Annotated in this window: 21 protein-coding genes, 1 tRNA gene and 2 pseudogenes; 13 read left to right on the plus strand and 11 right to left on the minus strand. The window is 62.7% G+C overall.

What is annotated here, in order from left to right:
* The first annotated feature begins 229 nt into the window (after window positions 1-229).
* The 4 genes from FJ980_RS20555 to FJ980_RS20570 all read left to right on the plus strand — a co-directional run bounded on the left by FJ980_RS20555 (window position 230) and on the right by FJ980_RS20570 (window position 4,313).
* Complete coding sequence (locus tag FJ980_RS20555; protein WP_140545619.1) at window positions 230-1,153, plus strand: DUF1003 domain-containing protein; 924 nt, start codon at window positions 230-232, stop codon at window positions 1,151-1,153.
* Window positions 1,154-1,405: 252 nt separating this feature from the next.
* Window positions 1,406-1,482, plus strand: a tRNA-Arg gene (locus FJ980_RS20560).
* A gap of 364 nt (window positions 1,483-1,846) precedes the next feature.
* Window positions 1,847-2,836 carry a hypothetical protein gene (locus FJ980_RS20565; protein ID WP_246676489.1) on the plus strand — a complete coding sequence of 330 codons (990 nt, stop codon included), beginning with the start codon at window positions 1,847-1,849 and terminating at the stop codon, window positions 2,834-2,836.
* A 1-nt stretch (window position 2,837) separates the two neighbouring features.
* Window positions 2,838-4,313: an FAD-dependent oxidoreductase gene (locus FJ980_RS20570; protein WP_140545620.1), complete on the plus strand. Its 1,476-nt coding sequence runs from the start codon at window positions 2,838-2,840 to the stop codon at window positions 4,311-4,313.
* A gap of 37 nt (window positions 4,314-4,350) precedes the next feature.
* On the opposite strand, the gene FJ980_RS20575 is transcribed toward FJ980_RS20570, so the two are convergent.
* From FJ980_RS20575 to FJ980_RS20585, 3 genes are all read right to left on the minus strand, one after another.
* Window positions 4,351-4,821, minus strand: coding sequence for a YbhB/YbcL family Raf kinase inhibitor-like protein (locus FJ980_RS20575; RefSeq protein ID WP_140545621.1), 471 nt, complete (start codon window positions 4,819-4,821; stop codon window positions 4,351-4,353).
* A gap of 48 nt (window positions 4,822-4,869) precedes the next feature.
* A complete protein-coding gene (locus FJ980_RS20580; RefSeq protein WP_140545622.1) occupies window positions 4,870-5,307 on the minus strand; it encodes a DUF2267 domain-containing protein in 438 nt (145 codons plus the stop codon).
* Between the two features lie 352 nt (window positions 5,308-5,659).
* Entirely contained in the window at window positions 5,660-6,169 is a 510-nt protein-coding gene (locus FJ980_RS20585) for a CBS domain-containing protein (protein WP_246673459.1), read from the minus strand.
* A gap of 164 nt (window positions 6,170-6,333) precedes the next feature.
* Here FJ980_RS20585 and FJ980_RS20590 point away from each other — a divergent pair, with 164 nt between their 5' ends.
* The 4 genes and pseudogenes from FJ980_RS20590 to FJ980_RS20605 all read left to right on the plus strand — a co-directional run.
* Window positions 6,334-7,068 (plus strand): phosphoribosyltransferase, encoded by a 735-nt coding sequence (locus tag FJ980_RS20590; protein ID WP_140545623.1) that lies wholly within the window; start codon window positions 6,334-6,336, stop codon window positions 7,066-7,068.
* Window positions 7,069-7,079: 11 nt separating this feature from the next.
* Window positions 7,080-7,403, plus strand: a complete 324-nt coding sequence (locus tag FJ980_RS20595; protein WP_140545624.1) for a hypothetical protein — start codon at window positions 7,080-7,082, stop codon at window positions 7,401-7,403.
* 19 nt (window positions 7,404-7,422) lie between these two features.
* On the plus strand, window positions 7,423-8,364 hold the full coding sequence (locus tag FJ980_RS20600) for an arginase family protein (protein ID WP_181164962.1): 942 nt from the start codon (window positions 7,423-7,425) through the stop codon (window positions 8,362-8,364).
* 225 nt (window positions 8,365-8,589) lie between these two features.
* Window positions 8,590-9,282, plus strand: a pseudogene (locus FJ980_RS20605) (alpha/beta hydrolase); the annotation flags it as partial.
* A 31-nt stretch (window positions 9,283-9,313) separates the two neighbouring features.
* Here FJ980_RS20605 and FJ980_RS35445 read toward each other — a convergent pair.
* The 8 genes and pseudogenes from FJ980_RS35445 to FJ980_RS20645 form a co-directional block, all read right to left on the minus strand.
* Window positions 9,314-9,415 (minus strand): annotated as a pseudogene (locus FJ980_RS35445) (IS481 family transposase); the annotation flags it as partial.
* Between the two features lie 333 nt (window positions 9,416-9,748).
* Window positions 9,749-11,068, minus strand: a complete 1,320-nt coding sequence (locus FJ980_RS20615; RefSeq protein ID WP_140545626.1) for an extracellular solute-binding protein — start codon at window positions 11,066-11,068, stop codon at window positions 9,749-9,751.
* 88 nt (window positions 11,069-11,156) lie between these two features.
* A complete protein-coding gene (locus FJ980_RS20620) occupies window positions 11,157-12,005 on the minus strand; it encodes a carbohydrate ABC transporter permease (RefSeq protein ID WP_140545627.1) in 849 nt (282 codons plus the stop codon).
* The gene (locus tag FJ980_RS20625; protein WP_140545628.1) at window positions 12,002-12,937 is read right to left on the minus strand and encodes a sugar ABC transporter permease; all 936 of its coding nucleotides are present in this window, start codon (window positions 12,935-12,937) and stop codon (window positions 12,002-12,004) included. Before FJ980_RS20625 ends, FJ980_RS20620 begins: the two co-directional genes overlap by 4 nt.
* 1 nt (window position 12,938) lies before the next feature.
* On the minus strand, window positions 12,939-14,030 hold the full coding sequence (gene ugpC / locus FJ980_RS20630) for a sn-glycerol-3-phosphate ABC transporter ATP-binding protein UgpC (protein ID WP_140545629.1): 1,092 nt from the start codon (window positions 14,028-14,030) through the stop codon (window positions 12,939-12,941).
* Between the two features lie 43 nt (window positions 14,031-14,073).
* Entirely contained in the window at window positions 14,074-15,585 is a 1,512-nt protein-coding gene (locus tag FJ980_RS20635) for an alpha-N-arabinofuranosidase (protein WP_140545630.1), read from the minus strand.
* 183 nt (window positions 15,586-15,768) lie between these two features.
* Window positions 15,769-16,695, minus strand: a complete 927-nt coding sequence (locus FJ980_RS20640) for a helix-turn-helix domain-containing protein (protein WP_140545631.1) — start codon at window positions 16,693-16,695, stop codon at window positions 15,769-15,771.
* A 201-nt stretch (window positions 16,696-16,896) separates the two neighbouring features.
* Window positions 16,897-18,369: a PLP-dependent aminotransferase family protein gene (locus tag FJ980_RS20645; protein WP_140545632.1), complete on the minus strand. Its 1,473-nt coding sequence runs from the start codon at window positions 18,367-18,369 to the stop codon at window positions 16,897-16,899.
* Between the two features lie 536 nt (window positions 18,370-18,905).
* Between FJ980_RS20645 and iolE the strand changes: the two genes are divergently transcribed.
* The 5 genes from iolE to FJ980_RS20675 all read left to right on the plus strand — a co-directional run.
* A complete protein-coding gene (gene iolE / locus FJ980_RS20655) occupies window positions 18,906-19,817 on the plus strand; it encodes a myo-inosose-2 dehydratase (protein WP_140545633.1) in 912 nt (303 codons plus the stop codon).
* 27 nt (window positions 19,818-19,844) lie between these two features.
* Entirely contained in the window at window positions 19,845-20,942 is a 1,098-nt protein-coding gene (locus tag FJ980_RS20660) for an ABC transporter ATP-binding protein (RefSeq protein ID WP_140545634.1), read from the plus strand.
* Window positions 20,939-22,252: an extracellular solute-binding protein gene (locus FJ980_RS20665; protein WP_140545635.1), complete on the plus strand. Its 1,314-nt coding sequence runs from the start codon at window positions 20,939-20,941 to the stop codon at window positions 22,250-22,252. The genes FJ980_RS20660 and FJ980_RS20665 overlap by 4 nt, the downstream gene beginning before the upstream one ends.
* 11 nt (window positions 22,253-22,263) lie before the next feature.
* Window positions 22,264-23,157 carry a sugar ABC transporter permease gene (locus FJ980_RS20670; RefSeq protein ID WP_181181270.1) on the plus strand — a complete coding sequence of 298 codons (894 nt, stop codon included), beginning with the start codon at window positions 22,264-22,266 and terminating at the stop codon, window positions 23,155-23,157.
* Window positions 23,154-23,745: carbohydrate ABC transporter permease (locus FJ980_RS20675; protein ID WP_140545637.1), on the plus strand; the 592-nt coding region annotated here is incomplete at its 3' end. The genes FJ980_RS20670 and FJ980_RS20675, both read left to right, overlap by 4 nt.

Here is a 23,745-nt window from a genome sequence, read left to right on the forward strand (position 1 = left end):
GGCGCGGCGCTATTACCTCTCCCCTACCTCTTGGTGGAGGAGAGGTGGCTCGGGCGAAGCCCGAGACGGAGTGGGGGGCTGCGCCACCACCGACAATTGTGTACGGCGGCAGGCGAAGCGGCGCCCAATCACAAGAACTTGTTCTGTCACACGAGATTCATACTGGCCATGGATATGCCGCGCCGGCTTGGCGTATCGTATCGCAAAGCCTCGAACAGGAGCACCGACCATGGCCAGCGACCCGAAGGCAGCCGCGCAGAAGCAGGCGGACAACGAGAACGATGTCGCCGGCGAATATCTCGAGGCGGAAACCGTGTTGGAGGATGCCCAGCACGGAGCCGACGAGATCCTCGAAGCGCCGGAAGTGCCGGATTCCGAGCCGCATGTGCCCGGCCGGATCAAGCCGAAGAAAAAACCCTCGGCGATCAGCGGCCGGAAGTTCCGCAAGCGCGACCTGGTGCGCATCGACGACCTGCGGCCCAGCCTTGCCGACCGCATCCGCTCCGACCATCCCGACCTGCCGCGCGGCGCCCGCATCAGCCGCGAGGAGCTCGGCCGCTACCGCATGCGCTACATGGAGGAGTTGCTGCAGCAGGAGCACGGCGAGTTCTCCGAGCTCGACCGCCAGGTGGTGGAATCGATCGCGAGACAAGACACGATCTCGGAAAACTCGGAAGAGGAGTTCGAGGAGCACCGCTCCTTCGCCGACCGCGTCTCCGACACGATGGCCGAGTTCGGCGGCAGCTGGTGGTTCCTGATCTCGTTCGGTACCGTGCTTCTGGTCTGGATCGGCATCAACCTGATCGCCGGCCTGGCGCACGCCTTCGACCCCTATCCGTTCATCCTGCTCAACCTTCTGCTCTCCTGCATCGCCGCCATCCAGGCGCCGGTGATCATGATGAGCCAGAAGCGGCAGGAAGCCAAAGACCGACTGCGCTCCTTCAACGACTACCGGGTGAACCTGAAAGCCGAGCTCGAAGTGCGCCACCTGCACGAAAAGCTCGACTATTTGATCTCGCGCCAATGGCAGCGGCTGGCCGAAATGCAGCAGATGCAGCTGGACGCCATGCACGAGCTGGCGGGTGCAAAGAAGCAGAAGCGGGCGACAAGGGCGGTGAGAAGGAGGGTGGCGAAGGTGGAGGCGGAGGGATGAAGCCGCAGAGCTTGGGTTCCTCGCTCCCAAAAAACGGGAGGTCCGAACGGCGGCGAAACCCGCGGCTCGCCCGGCTTGCTGGCTCGGCGAAGCCGAGACGTCGAGGGGAGCGCCATGTCCGATAGCTATCGGTGAGACAATCAATCCGTCTCAGGCCGCCGCGCAATCGCCAATTGGCCGTTGAAGCCCGAAGCGGCTTCCGCTATGAAGCCGTGGCTGGCCGGCTCACCGGGCGGTTCGTTTTCCCGGGAAGCACCCGTAGCTCAGCTGGATAGAGCGCTGCCCTCCGAAGGCAGAGGTCACAGGTTCGAATCCTGTCGGGTGCGCCAATTTCTCATTGCATAACAGGCAGTTAGCACTAGGCTTTGCTTAGCTGAAGTCCTTCAAGGCTGAGCGGCGTAAGCGCTGAGAAACCCGGGTAGGCAAAACCACGTCGGCCCCGAAACGCCTGGCAACCTCGCACATCCCGCTATGAGTGCCTGGACCCGAAACTCGTGATCAGGACGAGGATATCCGGTCGCGCCGGGGAAAGCGGCCAAGGAACCCGCCGCCGATCAGATCGTTTCGCGATATTGGCCAGATCAACCGGACGAAGGAGAGCTCGAAATTCGGCATGCTCGCATCGCGCGGTGCCGAATATCGGTTAGGTTCTGCCAATTTAGGACTTGTCTGCCAGCTTTAGGACTTGGCGCAATGTTGCATGACGTTGACTATGTCCTGCGAAAACTCGATTGGCTGCGCGCCGAAGGCATCTGGCCCAACGGCTTGCGGTATCTTTGGACCGATGCATTCGGCGTCGTGCTCTATGTCTCGCTCTACACAGAAACTGGCGAAGAGCGCTGGCTGGGCGCGGCCGACCGGCTGGTGGCCGATGTCGAGCGTGTGCTCGGCCGCCGGCGCGGATTAAGGATCGGCGAGGCGGCGGATCGCGACGGCCAGTATTTCCATTATCTGGCGATGTGGCTGTTCGCCTTGGCGCGTCTCGGCGATCTGAAGCCGGAATACCGCAAGCGCGGCATTGCGCTGGCGCGTGACATTCACCCAGCCTTTGTGATCCCCGGCCGCGGCGTGATCTGGAAGATGCAGGAGGATCTGAGCGGCCCATATCCTGGCTACGGTCTCGGCAGCATGGATGCCTATGACGGCTACGTCTCTTACCGGATGCTCGGTGAGGACGCACTGGCGGTCGAGATCGCGCAAATGCGTGACCTGATGGAGCGGGATTGGCGCACCCTCGATATCGAGCAGGACCTCGGCCTGGGCATGATGCTGTGGCTCGCCCATTTCTTTCCCGACGAGCCATGGGCAGAGGCGCAGACGAGGCGTTCGCTGCGAACCCTGGAAACGATGTGGGTCGACCCGCCCGGCTATTTCAGCCGCGCCCCATGGCTGGGCGATACCAAGTTCGCCTTCACCAATTACGGCGTTTCACTCGGCCTGCAGGCCGCCGGTATCTGGCCGGGGCGTGTCGACTGGCTGAACGCCTTCTTCGAGGACTGGCGCTCGGGCGACGAATACGACCGCGAGGCGATCACTTGGGTGATGGCCTGCACCTCGCACCTTCCCGGCGCTTTTCTGACCCGGGGTGGCGAGCGATCGACTGAAAGCGAGGAACCCCGGGAACGTTCCTCCGCCGGCCCGGTTGTCGATGGAAGCTCATCGAGACGCAAGGGACGCGGTTGAAATGGCCATTCTCTCGGGAAAACCGGGAAGCTGTTGGGTTGCGGCAGCCACTGCCACGAACTTTCCCCGGCTCGAAGGTTCGGTCCGTGCGGACGCCGTTGTCGTGGGGGCTGGAATTGTCGGCCTGACGACGGCGCTTCGCCTTCGCGAGGCGGGCCGGTCGGTGGTCGTCCTCGAAGGCCTGCGGACAGGCGGCCAGGTCACCGGCCGCTCGACGGCCAAGATCACCACGCAGCATGCACTGATCTATCGTCATCTCATCGACACTGTCGGCCGGGAGTTGGCCCAGGACTACGCCGACGCGAATTCCGCTGGCGCGCAACAAATCCGCGATTGGGTCAACAACTACGCCATCGCCTGCGATCTCGAGAGCAAGGACGCCTATACCTACACGTGCAGTGAAAGCCGGCGCGCGGAGGTCATGGCCGAGGCGGAGGCCGCGCGCCAGGTCCGGCTGGAGGCCGATCTCCTGGAGCGCGCGCCGCTGCCTTTCGAAACGACCGCAGCATTACGGTTCCCCGACCAGGCGCAGTTCAATCCAGCGATGTATCTGATCGGCTTGGCGGCAGCGGTGACAACCCATGGCGGCCGCATCTTCGAAAACAGCCGCGCCACCTCGATCGACGAGGCAAGCCGCTGGCGCGTCGTCACCGATGGCGGCGCCGTTGATGCCGAGGACGTCGTCGTCGCCACCAACATGACGGTGAAGAGTCCCGTCGGCATGGCGAACCGGACGCAACCGCGCTGCCACACCGCCATGGCCTTTCGGATCGATGATCCCCTCCCTGTCGACGGCATGTTCATCGGCATCGACGATCCGACGCATTCCATCCGCACGGGCCGTGATGCCGAAGGTCCACTGCTGGTCGCGCTCGGCCCGAAATTCAACACCGGCTGGGATGGCGACGTGGCGAGGCGGTTCGTCGAACTGGAAAAATGGGCGAGAAAGAACCTTCCCGTCGGTGACGTTGCGTGGCGCTGGTGCAATGAGGACTATGACACGGCCGACAGGATCCCATACGCCGGCGAACCCGATCCCACCAAGGCGGCCGGCTTCCACATTGCCACGGGTTTTAACGCCTGGGGCATCACCAACGGAACGGTCGTGGGCACGATGATCGCCGACCTGATCTGCGCCCGCCCAAGCCGATGGCAAAAACTCTACGATCCGGCGCGGCCCTATCCCGAGGACTTCCACAAGAATGGCCGCAGTCAATCGATCGTCTCGAGCACGCACGATATCGCGCCCGGCATGGGTGGCGTGATCGTCAGGGGAGACGAAAAGATTGCGGCGTGGAGAGACACCGAAGGTGCACTCCAGGCGGTTTCGGCGACCTGCACCCACAAAGGCTGCACCGTATCCTGGAACAATGCCGACCGCACCTGGGATTGTCCCTGCCACGGCTCGATCTTTGCCGCCGACGGTTCGGTCATCCACGGCCCCGCCCGAAAACCGCTTGCCCAAATTGCATTGTGAAGGCGGTCGCTGTGAAGGCGGCGACCAGCCGCCGGCCTCATGCTGGCCGTTCGTAGGTTCCGACCAACTCCGTCTCCTGCAATGCGTGCTTCTGGGCTTGCTTCCAGACCTGATGCACGCCCGCCTGTCCCGGCACGCCGAGGCTCGGCACATCGAGCGCGGCCAGCCGAAAATAGTAGTGGTGGACGCCATGCCCCGCAGGCGGTTGCGGACCATCGTAATTGGCATTGCCGAAATCGTTGGTGGCTTGCCTGAGTGCCGACGGGCCGGGCTTGCCATCTTCGGCTTCGGTGAGTCCGCCGGCATCCGGCTGAATATTGAAGACCGCCCAGTGCCCGAACGTCCCGCTTGGCGCATCGGGATCCTGCACGACAAGAACAAGGCTCTTGGTCCCGTCAGGAACACCGGACCACTTCAGCGGCGGCGAGACGTTCCGGCCGTCGCGCGCGTATTTTTCGGGAATTTTTCCGCCTGCCGGGAAAGCCGGGCTGATAAGGGTGAGCGGCATTGCTATTTCCCCTGGAGATTGCGACCGAGAAACCCGCGCCGGCGCCGTTCACGCCGCTTGCTGAGCTTCGGCGACCCGTCTGATCTCTCCTGGCAGGGAGTCCCAGACCTTGTGCATCTGTCCTTCTTCGACATGATGGGCAAGCACCTTGGACACGGCCCTGAATGCATCCTTGGAATCGAGCGGGCGGATGACTTCAAGCTCCGCCTTGATCTTGGCCAGAAACTCGTCGAGCGACCGCACCTTCTCGGGAGCTTTGGAGGGTTGGTATTGGTCATAGAAGGCGCCACGAACCAGAATCGGCAATTGCGAGCCGAGGTGGGCTGCAAGATCCGGCTGGATACGGTCGCGCAGGGCGTGCAGCACCGCTCCGAGAACGTGCCAGGCGACCTGCCGATCCGGTCCAATCTCGTCCATGATCTCGTCGAGCCAGATGTTCGTGGTCTGCAGTGTCTTGTCGAATACGTCGAGTCCGGTGGCGTTCATCGAAATCTCCTTCCGTTCAAATCCGACTAGGTGGATTGACCAAACAGCCGTGCCGGCCCGTTGTTCCGCGATGGCATGTTCCGACGCGCATTCTTGTCGGCTGTCGAGCTTCCGAAGAACCCCGCTGCAAAGGACAAGACACGCCGCATAGACGTGAAAGCGCGATAGTGGCCAACCTGAAGGCTGCCTGAGCAGAGGGCGTTCAGCCCCGACGGAGGAGAACGCATGGCCGTAACCGCTCAGGCGAGCGTCTAGAGCGGTTCAGCGTTTCACGGAATCGCCAAACCGCTCTCAGTTTTGTTTTTACGCAATTCCGGACGGAAAACCGCTACGCACTTTTCCTGGAATTGCTCTAGCGCCGAGGATCGTCCGTCGCCTCGGAAATGCCTTCAAGGGCGATCTTGGCGGCTTCCTCATCGGCCCGCCCGAGGTCAGCCAGAGCAATGACGCCGACGAGACGCTTGTCGCGGTTGATCACCGGAAGACGACGCACCTGATGCTTGGCCATGATCTTCGCTGCATCCGTAATATCGGCGTCGTCGAAGCACCAATGGACATGCTCGGACATGACCTCGCGAACGGTCGTATTGCCGGCTAAGCGCTCCTCGGCGACGCCACGCATCACAATGTCGCGGTCCGTCACCATGCCGACCAGCCTGTCATTCTCGCCGACCGGAAGGGCGCCGAGATTGTCGGCCCGCATTTTCCGGGCGGCATCCCTGATCGTCGTGTTCGGGCCGACCAGTTCGGTCCGACGGCACATGATCTCCTGAACTTGCATGGGGTGTTCCTCTCTCTGATTGCTGAGGCGCCAAACCCGCCTCCTGCTGCGCATCGCGAGATCGCCAGGCGTCCAGAGCACGGATCGCGGTCTGCTCGATCCACCTCGCGATCGAAACTATTCTTGGAACGTCGAGACAGCGAGCGAGTTCCAAAACGATACCGGTGCCGCGGTCATCCCACGGGATTTGGCCGCAGGCTGAAAGGACATGCACCGGGAAAGCAGATGCACGGGGATCGAAGGTCATGGCTACCATCTTTTCAGATCGCCGCGAGGCCGGGCGGCGACTGGCCGGGGAACTCGTTCGCTTTGCCGGGCGCGACGACGTGATCGTACTGGCGCTGCCCCGAGGCGGCGTGCCGGTTGGCTACGAGGTCGCGCAGGCACTCAAGGTGCCGCTCGACGTCTTCGTCGTGCGCAAACTCGGCGTTCCCGGCCACGAGGAACTGGCCATGGGGGCAATCGCGCCCTCAGGCGTACGTGTCCTGAGCGACGAAATCGTCAGCGGCCTCGGGATCCCGCCGCAGGTCATCGACGCGGCCGCTGCAAAGGAGGAAAAAGAGCTTCTGCGCCGTGAGCGCCTCTACAGGACCGGGCGGGCCCCGCGGCAGTTGAATGGACGGACCATTATCCTGGTGGATGACGGGCTCGCGACCGGATCGACCATGCGGGCGGGGATCAAGGCGCTGCGAAAAAACCGCGCCGCCCATATCGTCGCGGCCGTTCCCGTCGGTAGCCCCGACACTTGCGACGCGATGCGGGCGGACGCCGACGAAGTCGTTTGCGCGACGACGCCAGAGCCGCTGCTCGGTGTCGGGCGCTGGTATATGGATTTCTCACAGACGAGCGATGAGGAGGTCCGCGCGCTCCTCGCCAGGTCCGCGCCCAAGCCTGCCGCTTCCGACAAGACTGCCGCTTCCGAAGAAGAGTTGGCTGGGCACGCGGCCGCGGGTTCGGCGCGCGGCACCAGATCGCCATAGCGGAGGTAGATATGGACTGGCATAGCGAGCACGTCGTGCATGTTCCCGCGGGGGCTGTCACACTTCAGGGCAATCTTTCGTTGCCTCCGGATGCTCTTGGCCTTGTGCTCTTCGCCCATGGCAGCGGAAGCAGCCGCCACAGCCCGCGCAACCGCCACGTGGCAGCAAGGCTGAACGAGGCGAACCTCGCCACTTTCCTCATCGACCTTTTGACGGCCGAAGAGGAGCGAGTCCACGGCCCGACAACGGCAGCTGACTCCATCTACTTCACTGCACTGAAGAACCTTGCGGCGGAAACAGAATCGGCAGGATCGGTTGCTAAGTACAGCCAATGACATGACTAGGAGAACCGGGATGGCATTCAACACAATGATGCGAGCCGATGCGACGGCAACGCGCCGAATCGCGCTGATTGCAGCACCTTCAAACCTTGGGCTCATGCCGCAGCCCGGCGAGCGCGAGCCTGGCGCGCGGAAAGCGCCCGACGTGCTTCAGTCGCTCGGCATCAGCGAGCGATTGGGGGCAGAGTCTTCGCGGACAGTTTCCGCTCCGCCTTATAGTCCCGAGGTCGATGCGACAACCGGCGTACGCAATGCGCCCGCGCTCCGTCGCTATTCCGAGACGCTCGCTGATGCTGTGCGCGAGGAGCTGAATGCCGGACGATTTCCTCTCATTATTGGCGGCGACTGCAGCGTCCTGCTCGGCCCCGCTCTCGCCCTGCGCCGGCGTGGCCGCTACGGTCTGATCTTCTTTGACGGCCACACCGACTTCAAACTCCCGGCGACGTCGCCATCGAAAGGAGCGGCAGGGATGGACCTGGCTTTTGTAACTGGTCACGGGCCGGCTCCTCTGGTCGAGTTCGGCGAGCACACACCACTGTTCCAGGAAGCTGATACCATCGCATTCGGCTATCGAGATCTGCGGGACCCGGCGACGTACACGTCAAGCGCTCTATTCGAGACGCGGGTGCAGCGAATGGACTTGACCGAGGTGCGCCGCCGCGGCGTTAGCGATGCGGCGCGCGCCGCCCTTGACGCGGTCGGAGGACATGCCGTCGAGGGCGTGTTTATCCATTTCGATGTGGATGTACTCGACAGCGAGATCATGTCTGCCGTCGATACACCCGAACCCGGAGGGTTCTTGCCGGCAGAAGCGGTCGAGGCGCTACGCACGTGGTGCGCCGACCCGCGCGTGATTGGAATGGAGGTGACGATCTATGACCCCGATCGCGATCCGGATCGGCGTTGCGGCACGTTGCTCGTCGACATACTGAGCGCCGCGCTATGCGGGCACTGACAGCATCTGAATGAAGGTCTGCGACATGACCAGTCTCGTTGAGAGGACGCGAGTCGCGGAAGGAGCCGAAACGCTGTGGCGAATGATCGGAGCACGAGTGATTTCCATCCCAGTGAAAAACTGATCAGGAGAAAAGCCATGGATTGGCAGATGCCCGAGCGGTTCGACTTCAACGGTGATGAGATCGCCTGGGGCGTCATCGGCGAAGGGCCGCCTGCGGTCGTCATGCATGGCTCGCCATTCTCTTCGCTCGAATGGCGGCGGATCGTGCCATGGCTCGCGCGGCATCGACGGGTCTTCTATTACGACATGCTCGGCTATGGGCGCTCGACCAAGCCCGAGGGCGACGTCCTGCACGGCGCTCAGAACAACCTGTTCGCGGCACTCGTAAACCATTGGGGTGCCGAGCAGCCCGATATCGTGGCGCATGACTTCGGTGGCTCGGTGGCGCTGCGTGCGCATTTGCTTGACGGTGTCGACTACCGCAGCCTCGTATTGATCGACCCGGTCGCGATCAGCCCGCAGGGCTCAGCGCTGGTGCAGGCGGCGAAAGCGCATGGAGAGGTGTTCGCCGGACTGCCCGCCTATGTCCATGAGGCCATGCTGCGCGCGTACATCAGCGCGGCGGTCAAGCGCACCTTGGCTGAGGAGGAGATGCGGCTCTATCTCGATCCCTGGCTTGAGGAAGAGGGGCAGAAGGCATTCTGGCGCCAGATCGCTCAAATGGACGACAAATACAGCGAGGAGGTCGAACGGCGCTACGGCGAGATTCGCTGCCCAGTGACGATCCTGTGGGGCGCCGAAGACGAGTTCATCCCGCTAAAGGATGGGGAGGAACTCGCGAGGCGTATTCCAAACGCGTCATTCACGGTTATCTCCAACGCCAAGCACCTCGTCCAGGAAGATGCGCCCGAAGCAATCGTTGCCGCAGTGCTCGACGTCTGGCATGAGCACGCGTCAGGTTCGGGACTGTCGGCAGCAGCGCATAATAGCAATCGTTGAGCGGCAGCAGGGTGTTCCGCTGAAAGGCAACGACGACACCCTCTTCGTCATCGTTCGGGATGACTTGCCCGGCAGTGATTCCACGCAAAGCAGTTCGCGCGGGCCGTTGACGACACATTCAAACGGGAACGCGATCAGACTGAAAGCGGCGCCAGCCGCCGAACGACGAGATGTCGGAAGCGCCCAGCAAGCCCGACGGATTCCACCAGGAAGCCTTTGGCGCTGCTGCCGTCGTTCGCGGCTGACGATCGCAAGCCAAATCGGCGGGACGTGGCCTGAAAATTTCCCACGGTCCTAAGAAGCGGGTGCTGCTTCATTTGCCAAGAATGCCCGCGACGGCCTTCTGCCGCGGGCATCGAGAGCGTTCTCGAGAAACCTGCGGTCAAATGTTGGCGAGCAATTCGTTGACGCGGCTTTCCATGTCGGCAAGCGCGGCATCGACGTCCTTCTGGCCGGTGATCGCAGCGCTCATCTCTTCGCCCACAATGTCCTGGATCGCAAACTGGCGCTGCACCGCCGACGGCAGCGGCCTGCCGAGATCGGCGACCGCGGCGATGGTATTGCGATGCGGCAGCGCCTTGAAGGCGTCCGAGGCGATGATGGCCTTGTAGGCCGGCAGGTGGCCAGTGCGCGACCAGTCGAAGTCATGGTCGGCGAAGAACTTCAGGAACTTGCCGATGGCCGCGGTCTGCTCGGGTGTGCGGTCCTTCTGCGAGACTGCCCAGGTGTGGCCGTCGGCATATTGCGCATGGGCGCCGGCAAATAGCTGCGGATACGGGTAGACCGCATAGCCGCCCTTGTTGAGGGCCGTGCCCTTGGTTTCGGACTGCGCGTTGTTGTCGCCGACGACCCACGTGCCGTTGAGCTGCACGCCACCTCCACCGGCAAGGAAAGCGTTGATAGCGCCGCCGTAGTCGAGGTCCTTGGTGGTGTAGTCCTTGTCGAAGATCGCCTTGTACATCTCGACGATCTTCTTGGCTTCCGGCGTGTTCAGCTTCACATGCTTTGGATCGGCGAAGAAATCGGAATTCTGCTGGAAGAGATAGGTGTAGAGATTGCGCGTGTAGAGCGCGGTTTCATTGGCGAGGTTCTGAACGAAGTAGGGCTTGCCGGTCTTCTGCTTGAACTGTTCGGCCTGGGCGAGCAATTCCTCGGGTGACGTCGGAAGGATCGGCGTGCCGTCGGCATTGACGAGGCCGGCCTGTTTGAAGAGATCCATGTTGATGTGATAGAGCATCGTCCAGCTGTCGATCGGCAGGCCATAGATCTTGCCGTCCTTGGTGGCGCCGTTGCGCGCCGCGTCCGTGAAGGCATCGGGTGTGACGCCGACGGACTTCAACAGATCGTCAAGCGGCATCAACAGCCCCTTGGACTGGTAATCCGAAAGCGCGGATTCATGGATCGTGACGATGTCGGGAGCATCGCCCGAAGCAAACTGCGCGGTCAGCTGGTCATAGCCCGGCCATTCCACAGTGCTGACGCTGACGTGGACATCGGGGTTGTCGGCGTTGAACTTGTTGATCAGCGAGGTGATGATGCCGCATTCGCCTACTGCCTTGGCGACATCGGTGTTGGTGCCGAAATCGGCATCGCAGGCACCGAAAAAGCGCTGCACCGTCAATTCCGTCGCTGCAAGGCTCGGGCTTGCGAGCATCAGCACGCCCGCCGAGACCGCTGCAAACAGGACTTTCTTCATTTTCATATCAGTTCCTCCTACTGAGTCTGCGCCACTCCACGCTGGACTGGCTTCATGCTTCAATTGCTGCGACGCCCGCCGTCAGGCAATCTCGTCATCGCACCGCAGCGCCCGAGACGGCCGTGACGATGTATTTCTGGAAAAACAGGTAGACGATCAGGATCGGCGCGCCGGCGAACACCGCCTGCGCCATCAAGAAGCCGATGCCTTCCGACTGGGCAAAATTGGTCTGTGTCGAGGCCATGCCGACCGTCAGCGTGTACATATCCTTCTTGGTTGCCGAGATCAGCGGCCACAAGTAGTCGTTCCACGCGCCGAGGAAGGTGAAGATGCCGAGTGTTGCCTGGGCGGGCACGGTGAGCGGCAAAAGAACCTTCCAGAACGTCCTGAACCGGCCGGCATTGTCCAGCATGGCGGCTTCGTCCAGCTCCTTCGGGATGGCCTTGAAATACTGGGTCATCAGGAAGACGCCGAAAGAAGCCGACAGGCCCGGGAGAATGAGCCCGTGATAGGTGTTGTGGAAGTTCAGCATGCTGAAGATCTGATGGCGCGCGACAAGCACGGCCTGTTCCGGAACCGCCAGGCCGAAGAGGACGATCACGAACAGGACGTTTCGGCCGGGGAAATTCAGCCGCGCAAAGCCATAGCCGGCGAGCGATGACAGGATCAGCGTTCCGAGCGTCAATCCTCCCGAGACGATGATGCTGTTGAACACCCAGACGAACACCGACGAGGTGCCGATGGTGTTGATGTAGTTCTTCAGCGTATAGGGCGCCTGAAACACCGAATTCGGATTTGCCATCAGCTCGGCATTTTCCTTGAACGACAGGCCGACAACCCACAGAACCGGCGCGACCATGACCAGGGAAAGCAGGATGACCAGAGCCAGCAACACGCGGTCGCCGAATGCGCGTCCCTTGATGGAAATGGCTGGAGCCCTCATGCCTGACCTGCCTTGTTGCGTGTGACCAGGTACTGGGCCATGGCCGCCATCAGGATGAGGATGAACAGCACCTCCGAAGCCGCGGCACCCATGCCGAGATCCCAGCGACGGAACGCGGTGTCATAGATGTAGAGCACGATCGGCTTGGTCAGGTTGTTCGGACCGCCGCGTGTCATCAGCCAGGCCTGGCCGAACAGCTGGAACTGCAGCACGATCTGGACGATGACCACCAGGACGAAGGTTCGTTTGATCGAAGGCAGCGTAATCGAGCGTAACGTCTGCCAGCGATTGGCATTGTCCAGGGCTGCCGCTTCGTAAATATCCTGCGGAATCTGCTGGAGGGCGGAGAGAAAGAGCATCATCGGCAGGCCGATGCACCACCAGACGGTGGCAATGGCGATGCCGATCATCGCCAGGCTGGGATCGGAAATGAAAGCCGGGGCGGTTGCGCCGAACCATCCGTAGATCGTCGACAGCAGGCCGACATTCGGGATGAACACGATGCGCCAGATCAATGTGACGATCGTGACCGACAGCACCGAGGAAGAAAAGAACAGGGTCCGCAGCACCGCGGCGGTGCGCGTGCGGCGGTTGAGGCAAAGCGCGAGAAAAAGGCCGATCAGTGCCAAGGTCGGCACCGTCAGAAGCACGAAGTAAAAGGTATTCCAGACCGATTGCAGGAACACCTTGTCGTGAAACAGCCTGATATAGTTGCCGAAACCGACGAAGTTTCCGGATGAGAACGTGTCGGCCTTGTGGAAGCTCAGCCACATTCCCCAGAACAGCGGGACCAGCAGAAGCGTCGTGAAGAAGAACAGGAACGGCGCGACGAAAATGAAGTTTCGCCATTGCGGCGCGTAGATGTCGACGCTTGCAGCCCTGACTCCGGCGGCAGGAAGCGCGGTGCGGGGCGTCGCCCGTCGGTCGTCCATGTCAGACCTCCCCCGCGTGCCAGGCGCGACCGGTCTCGCCGAACAGATGCGATTTGCGACCGTCGAAGGCGAGCCCGACCTTGTCGCCGACCGCAACGCGGCTGTTGCCGACATCCGAGCCGACGATCTGCTGGCCGTCGCCAAGCCGGGCGTAGACCAAGGTGCGTTCGCCGAGCCGCTCAAGCACATCGACCACGCCATCGGCATTGCCCTGCCCGGCGGGAACGATGCGCACGTCTTCCGAACGGATGCCGAAAGTGTATTTGCCGTCGATCGTCTGGTCGGAGGCGATCTCGGTCTGAACCGCTATGCCGTCTGCAAACCTGGCCGTGGCGTTCCGGCTTGATCTGTCGAGCATCGCCTCGACAAAATTCATCGCCGGCGCGCCGACGAAGCCTGCGACGAATTTGGTCGCAGGGCGGTCGTAGATTTCCATGGGAGAGCCGATCTGCTCGATCTTGCGATTGTTCATGACGACAATGCGGTCGGCGAGCGTCATCGCCTCGACCTGGTCGTGGGTGACGAAGATCATCGTGGATTGCAGGCGCTGGTGCAGTTGGGCAAGCTCGATGCGGGTACGGGTCCGCAATGCCGCATCGAGATTGGAGAGCGGCTCGTCGAACAGGAAGGCCTTCGGCTCCTTGACGATCGCACGGCCGATGGCGACGCGCTGCCGCTGGCCGCCGGAGAGCTGGCCCGGCTTGCGCTCGAGCAGGTGCTCCATTTCGAGGATGCGGGCGCTCTCTTTTATGCGCGCGTCGATGAGGTCGCGCGGCATGCCGATATTCTCGAGCCCGAATGCCATGTTGTCGCGCACGCTCATATGCGGATAAAGCGCATAGGACTGGAACACCATGGCAATGCCGCGCTTGCCCGGCGGCAGATGATCGATACGTTCGTTGTTGATGGCTATCTCGCCGGTATCGACAGTTTCGAGGCCCGCGATCATGCGCAGAAGCGTCGATTTCCCGCAGCCGGACGGCCCGAGAAAAACGATGAATTCGCGTGCCTTGATGAAGAGAGACAGATCATCCAGCACCGTCATGGCGCCGAAATGCTTGCTCACATTCCTGATCTCAATATCGGCCGTCACGTCGAGGCTCCTCCTCAGCCCATGCACGACGATGCGCCTGAAGTCAGAGCTTCAGGCGGACCATCTGGTAGGAATAGGGCGGCAGCGGCAGGCTCAATTTGCCGCCCGCCAGCGAGGCGCCGGTCCCCTTCCTGGGCCCGACATTGCTTGGGTTCTGCGCCGAATTGACGGCTTTCAGATCCGCATGCGCCATCAGCTGATGGTCAACGATGTCAGCCGCGCCGAAGCCCGCTATGTCGATCGCGGTTTCGATTTCCTCGCTCGAATGGCGGTTGACGGCAAAGAAGGTGACATGTCCGGTGTCCGTGTCATGCACGCCGGCGACGTCGACATATGAAACCTCGCCGGCGACGGTGGAGCTGTAGGTCGGGCTTTCCACCTTGAGATCCAGCGCATTGCCGCGGCCGTAGATCGAGGCATAGAGGTAAGGATAGAAGATCGTCTGACGCCATGCCGGACCGTTGGGAACGGTCATGATCGGCGCGATGACGTTGACCAGTTGCGCCAGGCACGCGATCTTGACCACGTCGGAACGACGGATGAAGGTGTTGAGGATCAGGCCGACCTGCAGCACGTCCTCGAAATTGTAGATGTCTTCGAGCAATGGCGGGGCGAAGGGCCAGCCCTCATTGCCGCCAAGGATCTTCTTGTCCTGCTCCTTGGAATGGTACCAGACATTCCATTCGTCGAACGAGATGTAGACCTGCTTCTTGGAGCGCTTCTTGGCCTTGATATAATCGATGACGCCGGCGACCGAGACAATATAAGCGTCGAGCTTCTCGCTCATGGCAAGATAGTTCGGCGCGTCATCGGCTTCATTGTCGAAATACATGTGCAGCGAGATGTAATCCACCTCGTTGTAAGTATGATCGAGAACGGTCGCTTCCCATTCCGGGTATGTCGGCATCTTGGCATTTGACGAGCCGCAGACCACGAGCTCGAGCGACTTGGAGAAAGCACGCATCGCCTTGGCGGTCTCGTGGGCCAGGCGGCCATACTCGTCGGCGGTCTTGTGGCCGATCTGCCAGGGGCCGTCCATCTCGTTGCCAAGACACCAGAGCTTGACGTCGAAGGGCTCCTTGCGGCCATTGGCGATGCGCTTGTCGCTCCACTCGCTGCCGCCGGGATGATTGGTGTATTCCAGAAGGTTGCGGGCTTCATCGAGCCCACGCGAGCCGAGATTGACGGCGAGCATCATCTCGGTGTTCGCCGAGGCGCACCAGTCGGCAAATTCATGCAGGCCGACTTCATTGCTTTCCGACGTATGCCAGGCAAGGTCGAGGCGCACCGGACGCCCTTCCTTGGGGCCGACGCCATCTTCCCAATTGTAAGCGGATACGAAATTGCCGCCGGGATAGCGGACGATCGGAACCTTGAGCTCGCGGACAAGATCGATGACGTCCCGGCGCATGCCATTGTCATCCGCCGTCGCGTGACCGGGCTCATAGATGCCGGTGTAAACCGCCCGCCCAAGATGCTCGATGAAGGATCCATAGAGCCTGGGATCGATCTTCGAAACGATATAACGCGGATGCGCCGTGACGGCCGCCTTCATGCATTTCCTCCGAGAATATCATAAATGGTGATTTAAATCACCTTATTAGATATCAAAGGGAAACAGCATCCATTCGTCAAGCGAAAAACCAGCAAAAGTCTGACAATTGACCGGCAGCTGCAGCCGTAAATTCAGTCAACAGATTGAAATCACTACACTATTTTGCGACCCGATTTGATGATATCAACCGGTTTTGATCCTCAGCAGAATGTCCTGATCGTAATTTCCGAATCCCTTGCCGAAAATATTGATTCCGCCGGGACGCTCGGCATCGTCCTTGACGCCGATACGAACCCGGATTGAATGATGGCCCTTGAGGTCGAGGGCGGCGAGGCTGGTCTCGGAAATCCGGACACCGTCGACATAGGTGCCGTCAGCGGAAACCCGCCAGTTCTTCAGCTTGCCATATTGCGAGCCCTTGAGCTTCCACCAGGAGGGCGTGAAAACGCCGCGCTTGTCGCCGAAATCGCCGGGTGAGGTCCAGGTGCCGACGTCGACGCCATTGATCGTCAGCGTGATGTCTGAGGGCCAGTCGGCGCTGGTGCCCGGCACTTCCGAGGACAATTCCACCACCAGCTCGAGTTCGGTAATCTCGGTATTGGCGAGCTTGGCGTTGTTGGGGAACTGATATTCGACAAAGCCGCGCGTGAACCACAACAGACCGGCCTTCATACGGTCGGGATCCAGGAAAGTGTTGGGCACATCGAGCAGGCCGATGATCCCGTCCGGCGAACAGAGACCGCAGGGCGCGGTGACCTCGAAGCCGGTGTAAAGCCCGATCGGCATCGATACTTCGATCGCGTCGTTCTTGACCGCTCGGTACTCGCTCTTGAAGACCACGAGCACTTCCTCGGCGGTCGGATAGCAGATCTTCTGGCTGCCTTTCTTCGCCTTCTGGTTCTCGGTGCGGATCAGGCCCGCATCCTCAAGCACCTGGATATTGGTCGAGACCGTCGACTGCGGCAGCGACAGCACGGAGGCGATTTCATTGACATTCATCGGCCCCTTCTCATGCAGCAGCCGCAGCATGGAAATGCGCGCCGAAGAGGCAAGGCCCTTAAGCACGGCCATGCCTTCCTCAGGGTCGATCACCAGAAAATTGCGACTCAATGGATTGCCAGCCTATGCGATTTGCACCCGAAATCAGCTTGTATATCGGGATAATTGATTCAATCAATGCGGCGCGGCGCTCCATGCACCTTTTTGGTTGAGCGACCGCGAAGAGGCCATTTGCTCCTCGGCGGGGTTGCCGCCCCGTGCGACCTCGCCAAGCGGGACATCGGGGCGCCACTTACCGAGGCCGTGAAACCCTCACCCCAGCACCTCCCTTATCGCCGCCGCCAGCCTCTCCACCCCGTCCCGCGTCTGCGCGGCGTCACAGGCCGCGTAGCCCAGCACCAGACCTTGCGTCGGGGCCGTGTTCTGGAAATATTTCGACAGCGGCGAGACGTTGATGGCCCTTCTCGCTGCCGCCTGGCTGACCTTGATGTCGTCGATGCCATCCTTGAGATAGCCCACCACCTGGATGCCGGCTTCGGCGGGAGAGAGTGTGATCTCGTCGCGCAGGCGCTCGGTGACGATCTCGCGGAAGAGCTGGCGGCGCTGGGCGTAGATGCGGCGCATGCGCTTCAGATGCCGGCTCATATGGCCTTCGGTGATGAAGTCGGCCAAGGCGGCCTGCAGCAGCAGCGGCGCGAACTGGCCGGTGGTGGAAAGCGCGTTGACGATGCGGCCTGCAAGCTCCGGCGGAAGCACCATGAAGCCGAGCCGCAGTGCGGGAAACAGGAGCTTGGCGAAGGTGCCGACATAGATGACGCGGCCGGAACGGTCCATGCTCTGGATCGCCGGCACGGGGCGGCCTTGAAAGCGGTATTCGCCGTCGAAATCGTCCTCGATCACCCACGCATTCGCGGTCTCGGCGATGTCGAGCAGGCGCAGCCGCTCCTCCATGCGCATCGTGATGCCGAGCGGATGCTGGCAGGCCGGCGTCACATAGATGAGACGGGGCGAGAAATCCAGGGCATCGAGCCGCCAGCCGCGCTCCTGGTCGACGGGGATGGGCAGGATTCTTGCGCCGGCCACAGTGAAGGCGGCCTTGGCGCCGTAATAGCCGGGCTCCTCCATCCACACGGCGTCCTCGGGGTCGAGCAGCAGGCGGGCCAAAAGATCGAAGGCGGCCTGCGCGCCGGTGGTGATGACGATCTGCTCGGGACGGCAGCGCACACCGCGCGCGGAATAGAGATAGCCGGCGATTGCGTCCTTCAGCGCCGGATGGCCGGTGACGTCATAAGTGCCGAACAGCGTCTCGCCGCCATGGCTGGCGCGGCGTGCGACCAGCCGGCCCCAGACGCCGAAGGGAAAGCTCTGCGCATCCGGCATGCCGGGGTGGAAGGCGACGTGCCCCGGCCTGCCGTGATGATAGGGCTGGCTGAGCAGTTGCTGGCCGCGCAGCGAGGGCTGGCGCAGCGGCACGGGCGGCTCCTCGGTCGGTGTCTCGCGCGGGCCTTCGGGCAGGTCGACGATGACCGGACGGGCGCCCTGGCGGTTGGCGAGATAGCCTTCGGTGACGAGCTGGTCGTAGGCGGCGACGATGGTGTTGCGGCCAAGGCCGAGCTCGGCGGCCAGCGCGCGGGTGGAAGGGAGTTCCGAGCCGGGGGGAAGCGTGCGGTTGCGGATGATGGCGACGAGGCCGTGATAGAGCTGGCGCGACAGATGCTCGGGGCTCGAGCGGTTGACGGCCAGCATGTCGAGCGGGAACGCCTGGGGCTTGGGGTGGGGGCGCATCGTTTATCCCCACCCATGGATGCAATGGCAATGGCGTGCCGCGACACGCTTGTGCTGCAAGGTCGAGTTCCTTCGCCCCCCTCTCTGTCCTGCCGGACATCTCCCCCTCAAGGGGGGAGATTGGCAGTTCAGGCGCCTCGCTTTTCTTTGCGACGTCGGCAATTGGCGAAAGCCGGCGCGACATCCGATCTCCCCCCTTGAGGGGGAGATGGCCGGCAGGCCAGAGAGGGAGGCCTCGCGCCGACGATCAATGATTTCGAGATTGTCCATCACCCCATCCTGCCACACCCGCCTCTCCGCACAAACTGGTTCCTTCATTTTCCGGAAAACTGGCCCTCGCGATGGAGACAGAGCGGCGTAGACTTCGCTCAATGACGTTGGGGCAAGACGTCGACAAAACATGTCAGGCGGGGTGCTGGGAGGGCCCCTCGCCTGACGAAACGGCAGGGTTTCGCCCCGCCGCCGGCAAGCGCAGCCATCTCCTCCCGAGACAGGACACCCCGCAGCCATCATGGCTGCGGGGCGGAAAGCGAGCAATGACGACAGTTCGACTTGGCATCAACCCCATCACCTGGACCAATGACGACGTGCCGGAACTGGGCGGCGACACGCCGCTCGAGACCTGCCTCAGCGAGACCGCGGAGGCCGGCTATGCCGGCACCGAGCTGGGCGGCAAGTTCCCGCGCGAGAGCCGCGCGCTCAGGCCCATCCTCGACCACTACGGGCTGGCGCTGGTCTCCGGCTGGTATGACGGGCGCATCTGCGAGAAGGAGGTGGACGAGGAATTCGAGGCGATCCGGCCGCATCTGACGCTGCTTCGCGACCTCGGCGCCAGGCGCGTCGTCTATGCCGACACCTCGCGCGGCCGGCATGGCGCGATCCACGAGCCGATCTCGCAGCGGCCGAAGCTGATGGACGGGGAATGGAAGGCCTATGGCGCCAAGATCACCCGGCTCGCCGAGCGGTTTTCCGATTTCGGCGTCGGCATGGCTTTCCACCACCACATGGGCACGATCGTCGAGACCGACGCGGAGATCGACAGGCTGATGCATGCAACCGGCGAGGCGGTCGGCCTGCTCTACGATACCGGGCACTGCGCCTTTTCGGGCGGCGACCCGGAGCAATTGCTGCGCCGGCATGTCGAGCGCGTCATGCATGTCCATTGCAAGGACGTGCGCCCGGCCATCTTAAAGAAAGCGCGCGAGGCCGACATGAGCTTCATGGGCGCGGTGTTGCAAGGCATTTTCACCGTGCCGGGCGACGGCGCGATCGACTATCCGACGCTCTTAAATATCCTCGCCGACCAGGGCTATTCCGGCTGGCTGGTCGTGGAAGCCGAGCAGGATCCGGCCAAGGCGCATCCCTTGACCTATGCCACGATGGGGTATCGGAATCTGAAGAGGCTGGCCGAGGGCGCGGGCTTCTACGTCCACGAGCGCAAGGCCTGAAGAAAGCATGGCGCGCCGGGGAGGGAGATGAGTTCGGTTCTGTACCAGAAGGTGGTCAAGAGCTTCGGCGCGCTCAACGTGCTGCGGTCGCTCGACCTTGCCGTGCCGGACCATAAGTTCCTCGCCCTGCTCGGCCCGTCGGGCTGCGGCAAGACGACGGCGCTGCGCATCCTGGCTGGGCTCGACATGCCGACCGCCGGCAAGGTCTTTATCGGCGAACGCGACGTCACCCGGCTGCAGCCGCGCGACCGCGACATCGCCATGGTGTTCCAGAGCTACGCGCTTTATCCGCAGATGACGGTCGCCGAAAACATCGGTTATCCGCTGTGGATACGCGGCACGCCGGATGCCGGGCGAAAAGCCAAGATCGGCGAGGTTGCCGCCGTGCTCGAGATCGGTCATCTGCTCGACCGCCGACCGCGCCAGCTCTCCGGCGGCCAGCGGCAGCGCGTGGCGCTGGCCCGCGCCATCGTGCGCGACCCGGCGGCCTTCCTGATGGACGAGCCGCTGTCCAATCTCGACGCAAGGCTGCGGCTCACCATGCGCGGCGAGATCAAGCGGCTCTGCCAGCGCCTCAGCGCCACCACAATCTACGTCACCCACGACCAGGTCGAAGCCCTGACGATGGCCGACTTCGTCGCCGTCATGCATGGCGGCGAGCTGCAGCAGATGGCGCCGCCCATCGAGATATATGACCGCCCGGCAAACCGTTTCGTCGCCACCTTCGTCGGCAACCCACCGATGAACATCCTGCCGGCGGCGCTTTGCGAGCAAGGCGTCATCGTGGCCGGCAAGGTCGTCCCACTGGACGCCGCACGGCTTGCTGCCTGCCGCGCCGCCTCCGTCGCCGAAATCGGCCTCCGGCCGGAGGACTGCAGCGCTGCCGCCGTCGCCACGCCCGATGCCCTGCCGGGCGAAATCTACGTCGTCGAACCGATGGGCAACGAGACGCTGGTCAATGTCCGCGTCGAAGGCGGCAACGTCTCGGTACGGGCCGGCCGCGATTTCCGGGGCGTGGTGGGTGAAAGCATCGGCGTCGCCTTCGACCCGGCGAACGCCTGTTTCTTCAATTCGGACGGCCTGACAGCCGTCCACAGGGTTAACAACAATGGGAGAGTGACATGATGCATTCAAGCAGACTTACTCGCCGCTCCGTCGTCAAGGCCGGGCTTGGCCTGGCTTTGGCGACCACCGCCCTCACCACGCTTGGCCTGCCGATGCCGGCCCGCGCCGCCGGAAAGAAGGTGATCATCGGCGCCTTCGCCGATGGCGGCCTGACGCCGTTCAAGGAAAAGATCATCCCGCTGGCCAAGGAGCAGGGCTTCGACATCCAGTTCCTCGAGGACGAATACGGGGTGACGCTCGAGAAGTGGTTCGCCGACGCCCAGAGCGGCGCCGGCCAGTATGACCTTTACCTGCTCGACGACCCATGGGTGCCGCAGTTCGGCGCCGCCAACGTGCTCGAGGACCTTGGCGCCGGAGGCATCGATGGGTCGGACAAGGACTGGATCGGCTCGATGATCGACATGGGTTACTGGCCGCCACAGAAGGGGCCGCGCGTCAAGGGCTTCGAGAACGCCAAGCCGACGCTGATTTGCGTGCCCTTCGTCGGCGACCTGCAGACGCTGACCTATCGCAACGACGTCTTCACCGGCGGCGCGCCGAAGACCTGGGACGAGCTGATTGCCAAGGGCAAGGAAGGCGTCGCGGCCGGCAAGATCAAATACCCGGTCGTCTTCCGCGGCGTTTCCGGCAACCCGATCGTCACCAGCTGGTATCCGGTCTTCCTGTCGTTCGGCGGCTCGTTCTTCGACGACAAGTGGAACCCGATCTTCAATTCGGCCGAAGGCAAGGCCTCGGCCGATTTCTTCGTCGGCACGATGAAGCAGAACGCGCCGAGCGGGGTGGTCGAGTTCGACTCCGACCAGGAGGGCGCGGCGATCCTCGGCGGCGATGCCGGCGCCATAATCCAATATTCGGGCAATGCGCTGAAGGCCGACGATCCCGCCCAGACCAAGGTCGCCGGCAAGCTCGATTTCGGCGTCGTGCCGAAGCAGGAAAAGGCGATCGCCCAAATGGGCATATTCATCGCCGGCGTGCCGAAATCGGCGCCCAACAAGGCGAACTCGATCGAGTTCCTGAAGTGGTATGTCAGCGCCGAAACTCAGGCCAAGCTCTCGGAAGCGGGCTCGATCCCGGTCAAGCGCAGCGCCTTCGGCATCGCCAAGCCCGGCAACCGACTGATACCGGTCGCCCTGCAGCAGCTCGACGCCGGGGCGTTGCCGCGGCCGCGCACCCCCGACTGGGCGAAGGTCGAGGAACTGCTCGGCATCGAGCTCAACAAGGCTTTGCAGGCCGGCTCCGGCGGCGGTGCCGCCCTGGACACGGCGGCCAAGCAGGTCAAGGACTATCTGACCACGGCCGGGTACTACTGATGCAAACCGGCATGCAGGCACGCAAATATCGCCTGCAGGGGGCGGGGCTCGACCTCGCCCTCCCCTATCTCATGCTGGCGCCGGGCCTGACGATCGTGCTCGGCGTGCTCGTCTATCCGCTCTGGGACGGGCTGCGCGCCAGCACCAGGGCTTACCGCTACGGCTCGCCCGTCTCCCATGTCGGCTTCCGGAACTATGTGCAGCTTTGGAGCGACGCACAGTTCCTGAATTCGCTGTGGGTCACCGTCAAGTTCGTGGCGCTGTCGGTTTCGATCGAGGCGGTGCTGGGCTTCGCGCTTGCCTTGTTCTGCCTGCACGAATTCCGCGGTATCCGGCTGCTCAGGACGGTGCTGATCATTCCCATGGTGATCACGCCGGTCGTCGTTGCCATCCTGTTCAGGCTGATCTACGCCAGCGATGCCGGCATGCTGACGGCGCTCTCAGAGGCCATGGGCGGCGGCGGGGTCCAGATCCTCGGCAACCCGCTCAATGCCTTCATCGGCCTTGTCGTGCTCGACGTCTGGGAATGGACGCCGCTTATGTTCCTGATCCTGCTCGCCGGGCTGCAATCGCTGCCGCACGAGCCATTCGAGGCGGCGCGCGTCGACGGCGCCGGCACCTGGCGCGTCTTCGCCGACCTCACCTTCCCGATGATGCGGCCGGTGCTGGCGGTCGCCATCGTGCTCCGCACCATCGATGCCTTCGGCACGTTCGACCAGGTTTTCGTGCTGACCCGAGGCGGGCCGGGCGAAGCGACGAGGCTGATCTCGATCTATGGCTACGACACCGCCTTCAAATTCCAGCAGACCGGATACGCGGCGGCGCTGTTCGTGACGATCGGCCTCGTCGTGCTCGCGCTCGCCTTCAGCGCCATCAGGCTCCTGCGCAGGATCGACGCATCATGAGCACCCGCCTGGCGCGCATCCTCACCACGATTTTCGTGCTGGCAGTGGTGCTGCTGCCGATCTACTGGCTGGTGTCCACCTCGCTCAAGTCCAACCGCGAGATCACGCAGGAAGGCACCCTCTATCCGCATGTGCCGACGCTCGACAATTACGTCAGGCTGTTCACCGAAAAGCAGTTCGGCTCCTACCTGACGAACTCGGTGGTGGTCACCTTCTTTTCGGTCGCGATAGCGCTGGTCTTCGGCGCGATGGGCGCCTACGCGATCGCGAGGTTCCGCCTGCCATTCGCCGCGGAGCGCAAGATCGGGCTCTTCCTCCTGACACTGCGCATCATCCCGCCGGTGGTGATCCTGATACCGGTCTATCTCTTGATGCTGAGCCTTGGGCTGCTCGACAGCTGGCTCGGACTGATCGCCACCTACACCGCCTTCAACGTCACCTTCTGCGTCTGGATGATGGAGAGCTTCTTCCGCGAGATCCCCGTCGACCTCGAGGAGGCGGCGATGGTGGACGGCGATTCGCGCTTCGGCGCCTTCCGCCGCATCACGCTGCCGCTGGCCGCGCCAGGGTTGGCGGCCACCGCTATTT

This window comes from Mesorhizobium sp. B1-1-5 (assembly GCF_006443065.1).
GTDB lineage: Bacteria > Pseudomonadota > Alphaproteobacteria > Rhizobiales > Rhizobiaceae > Mesorhizobium.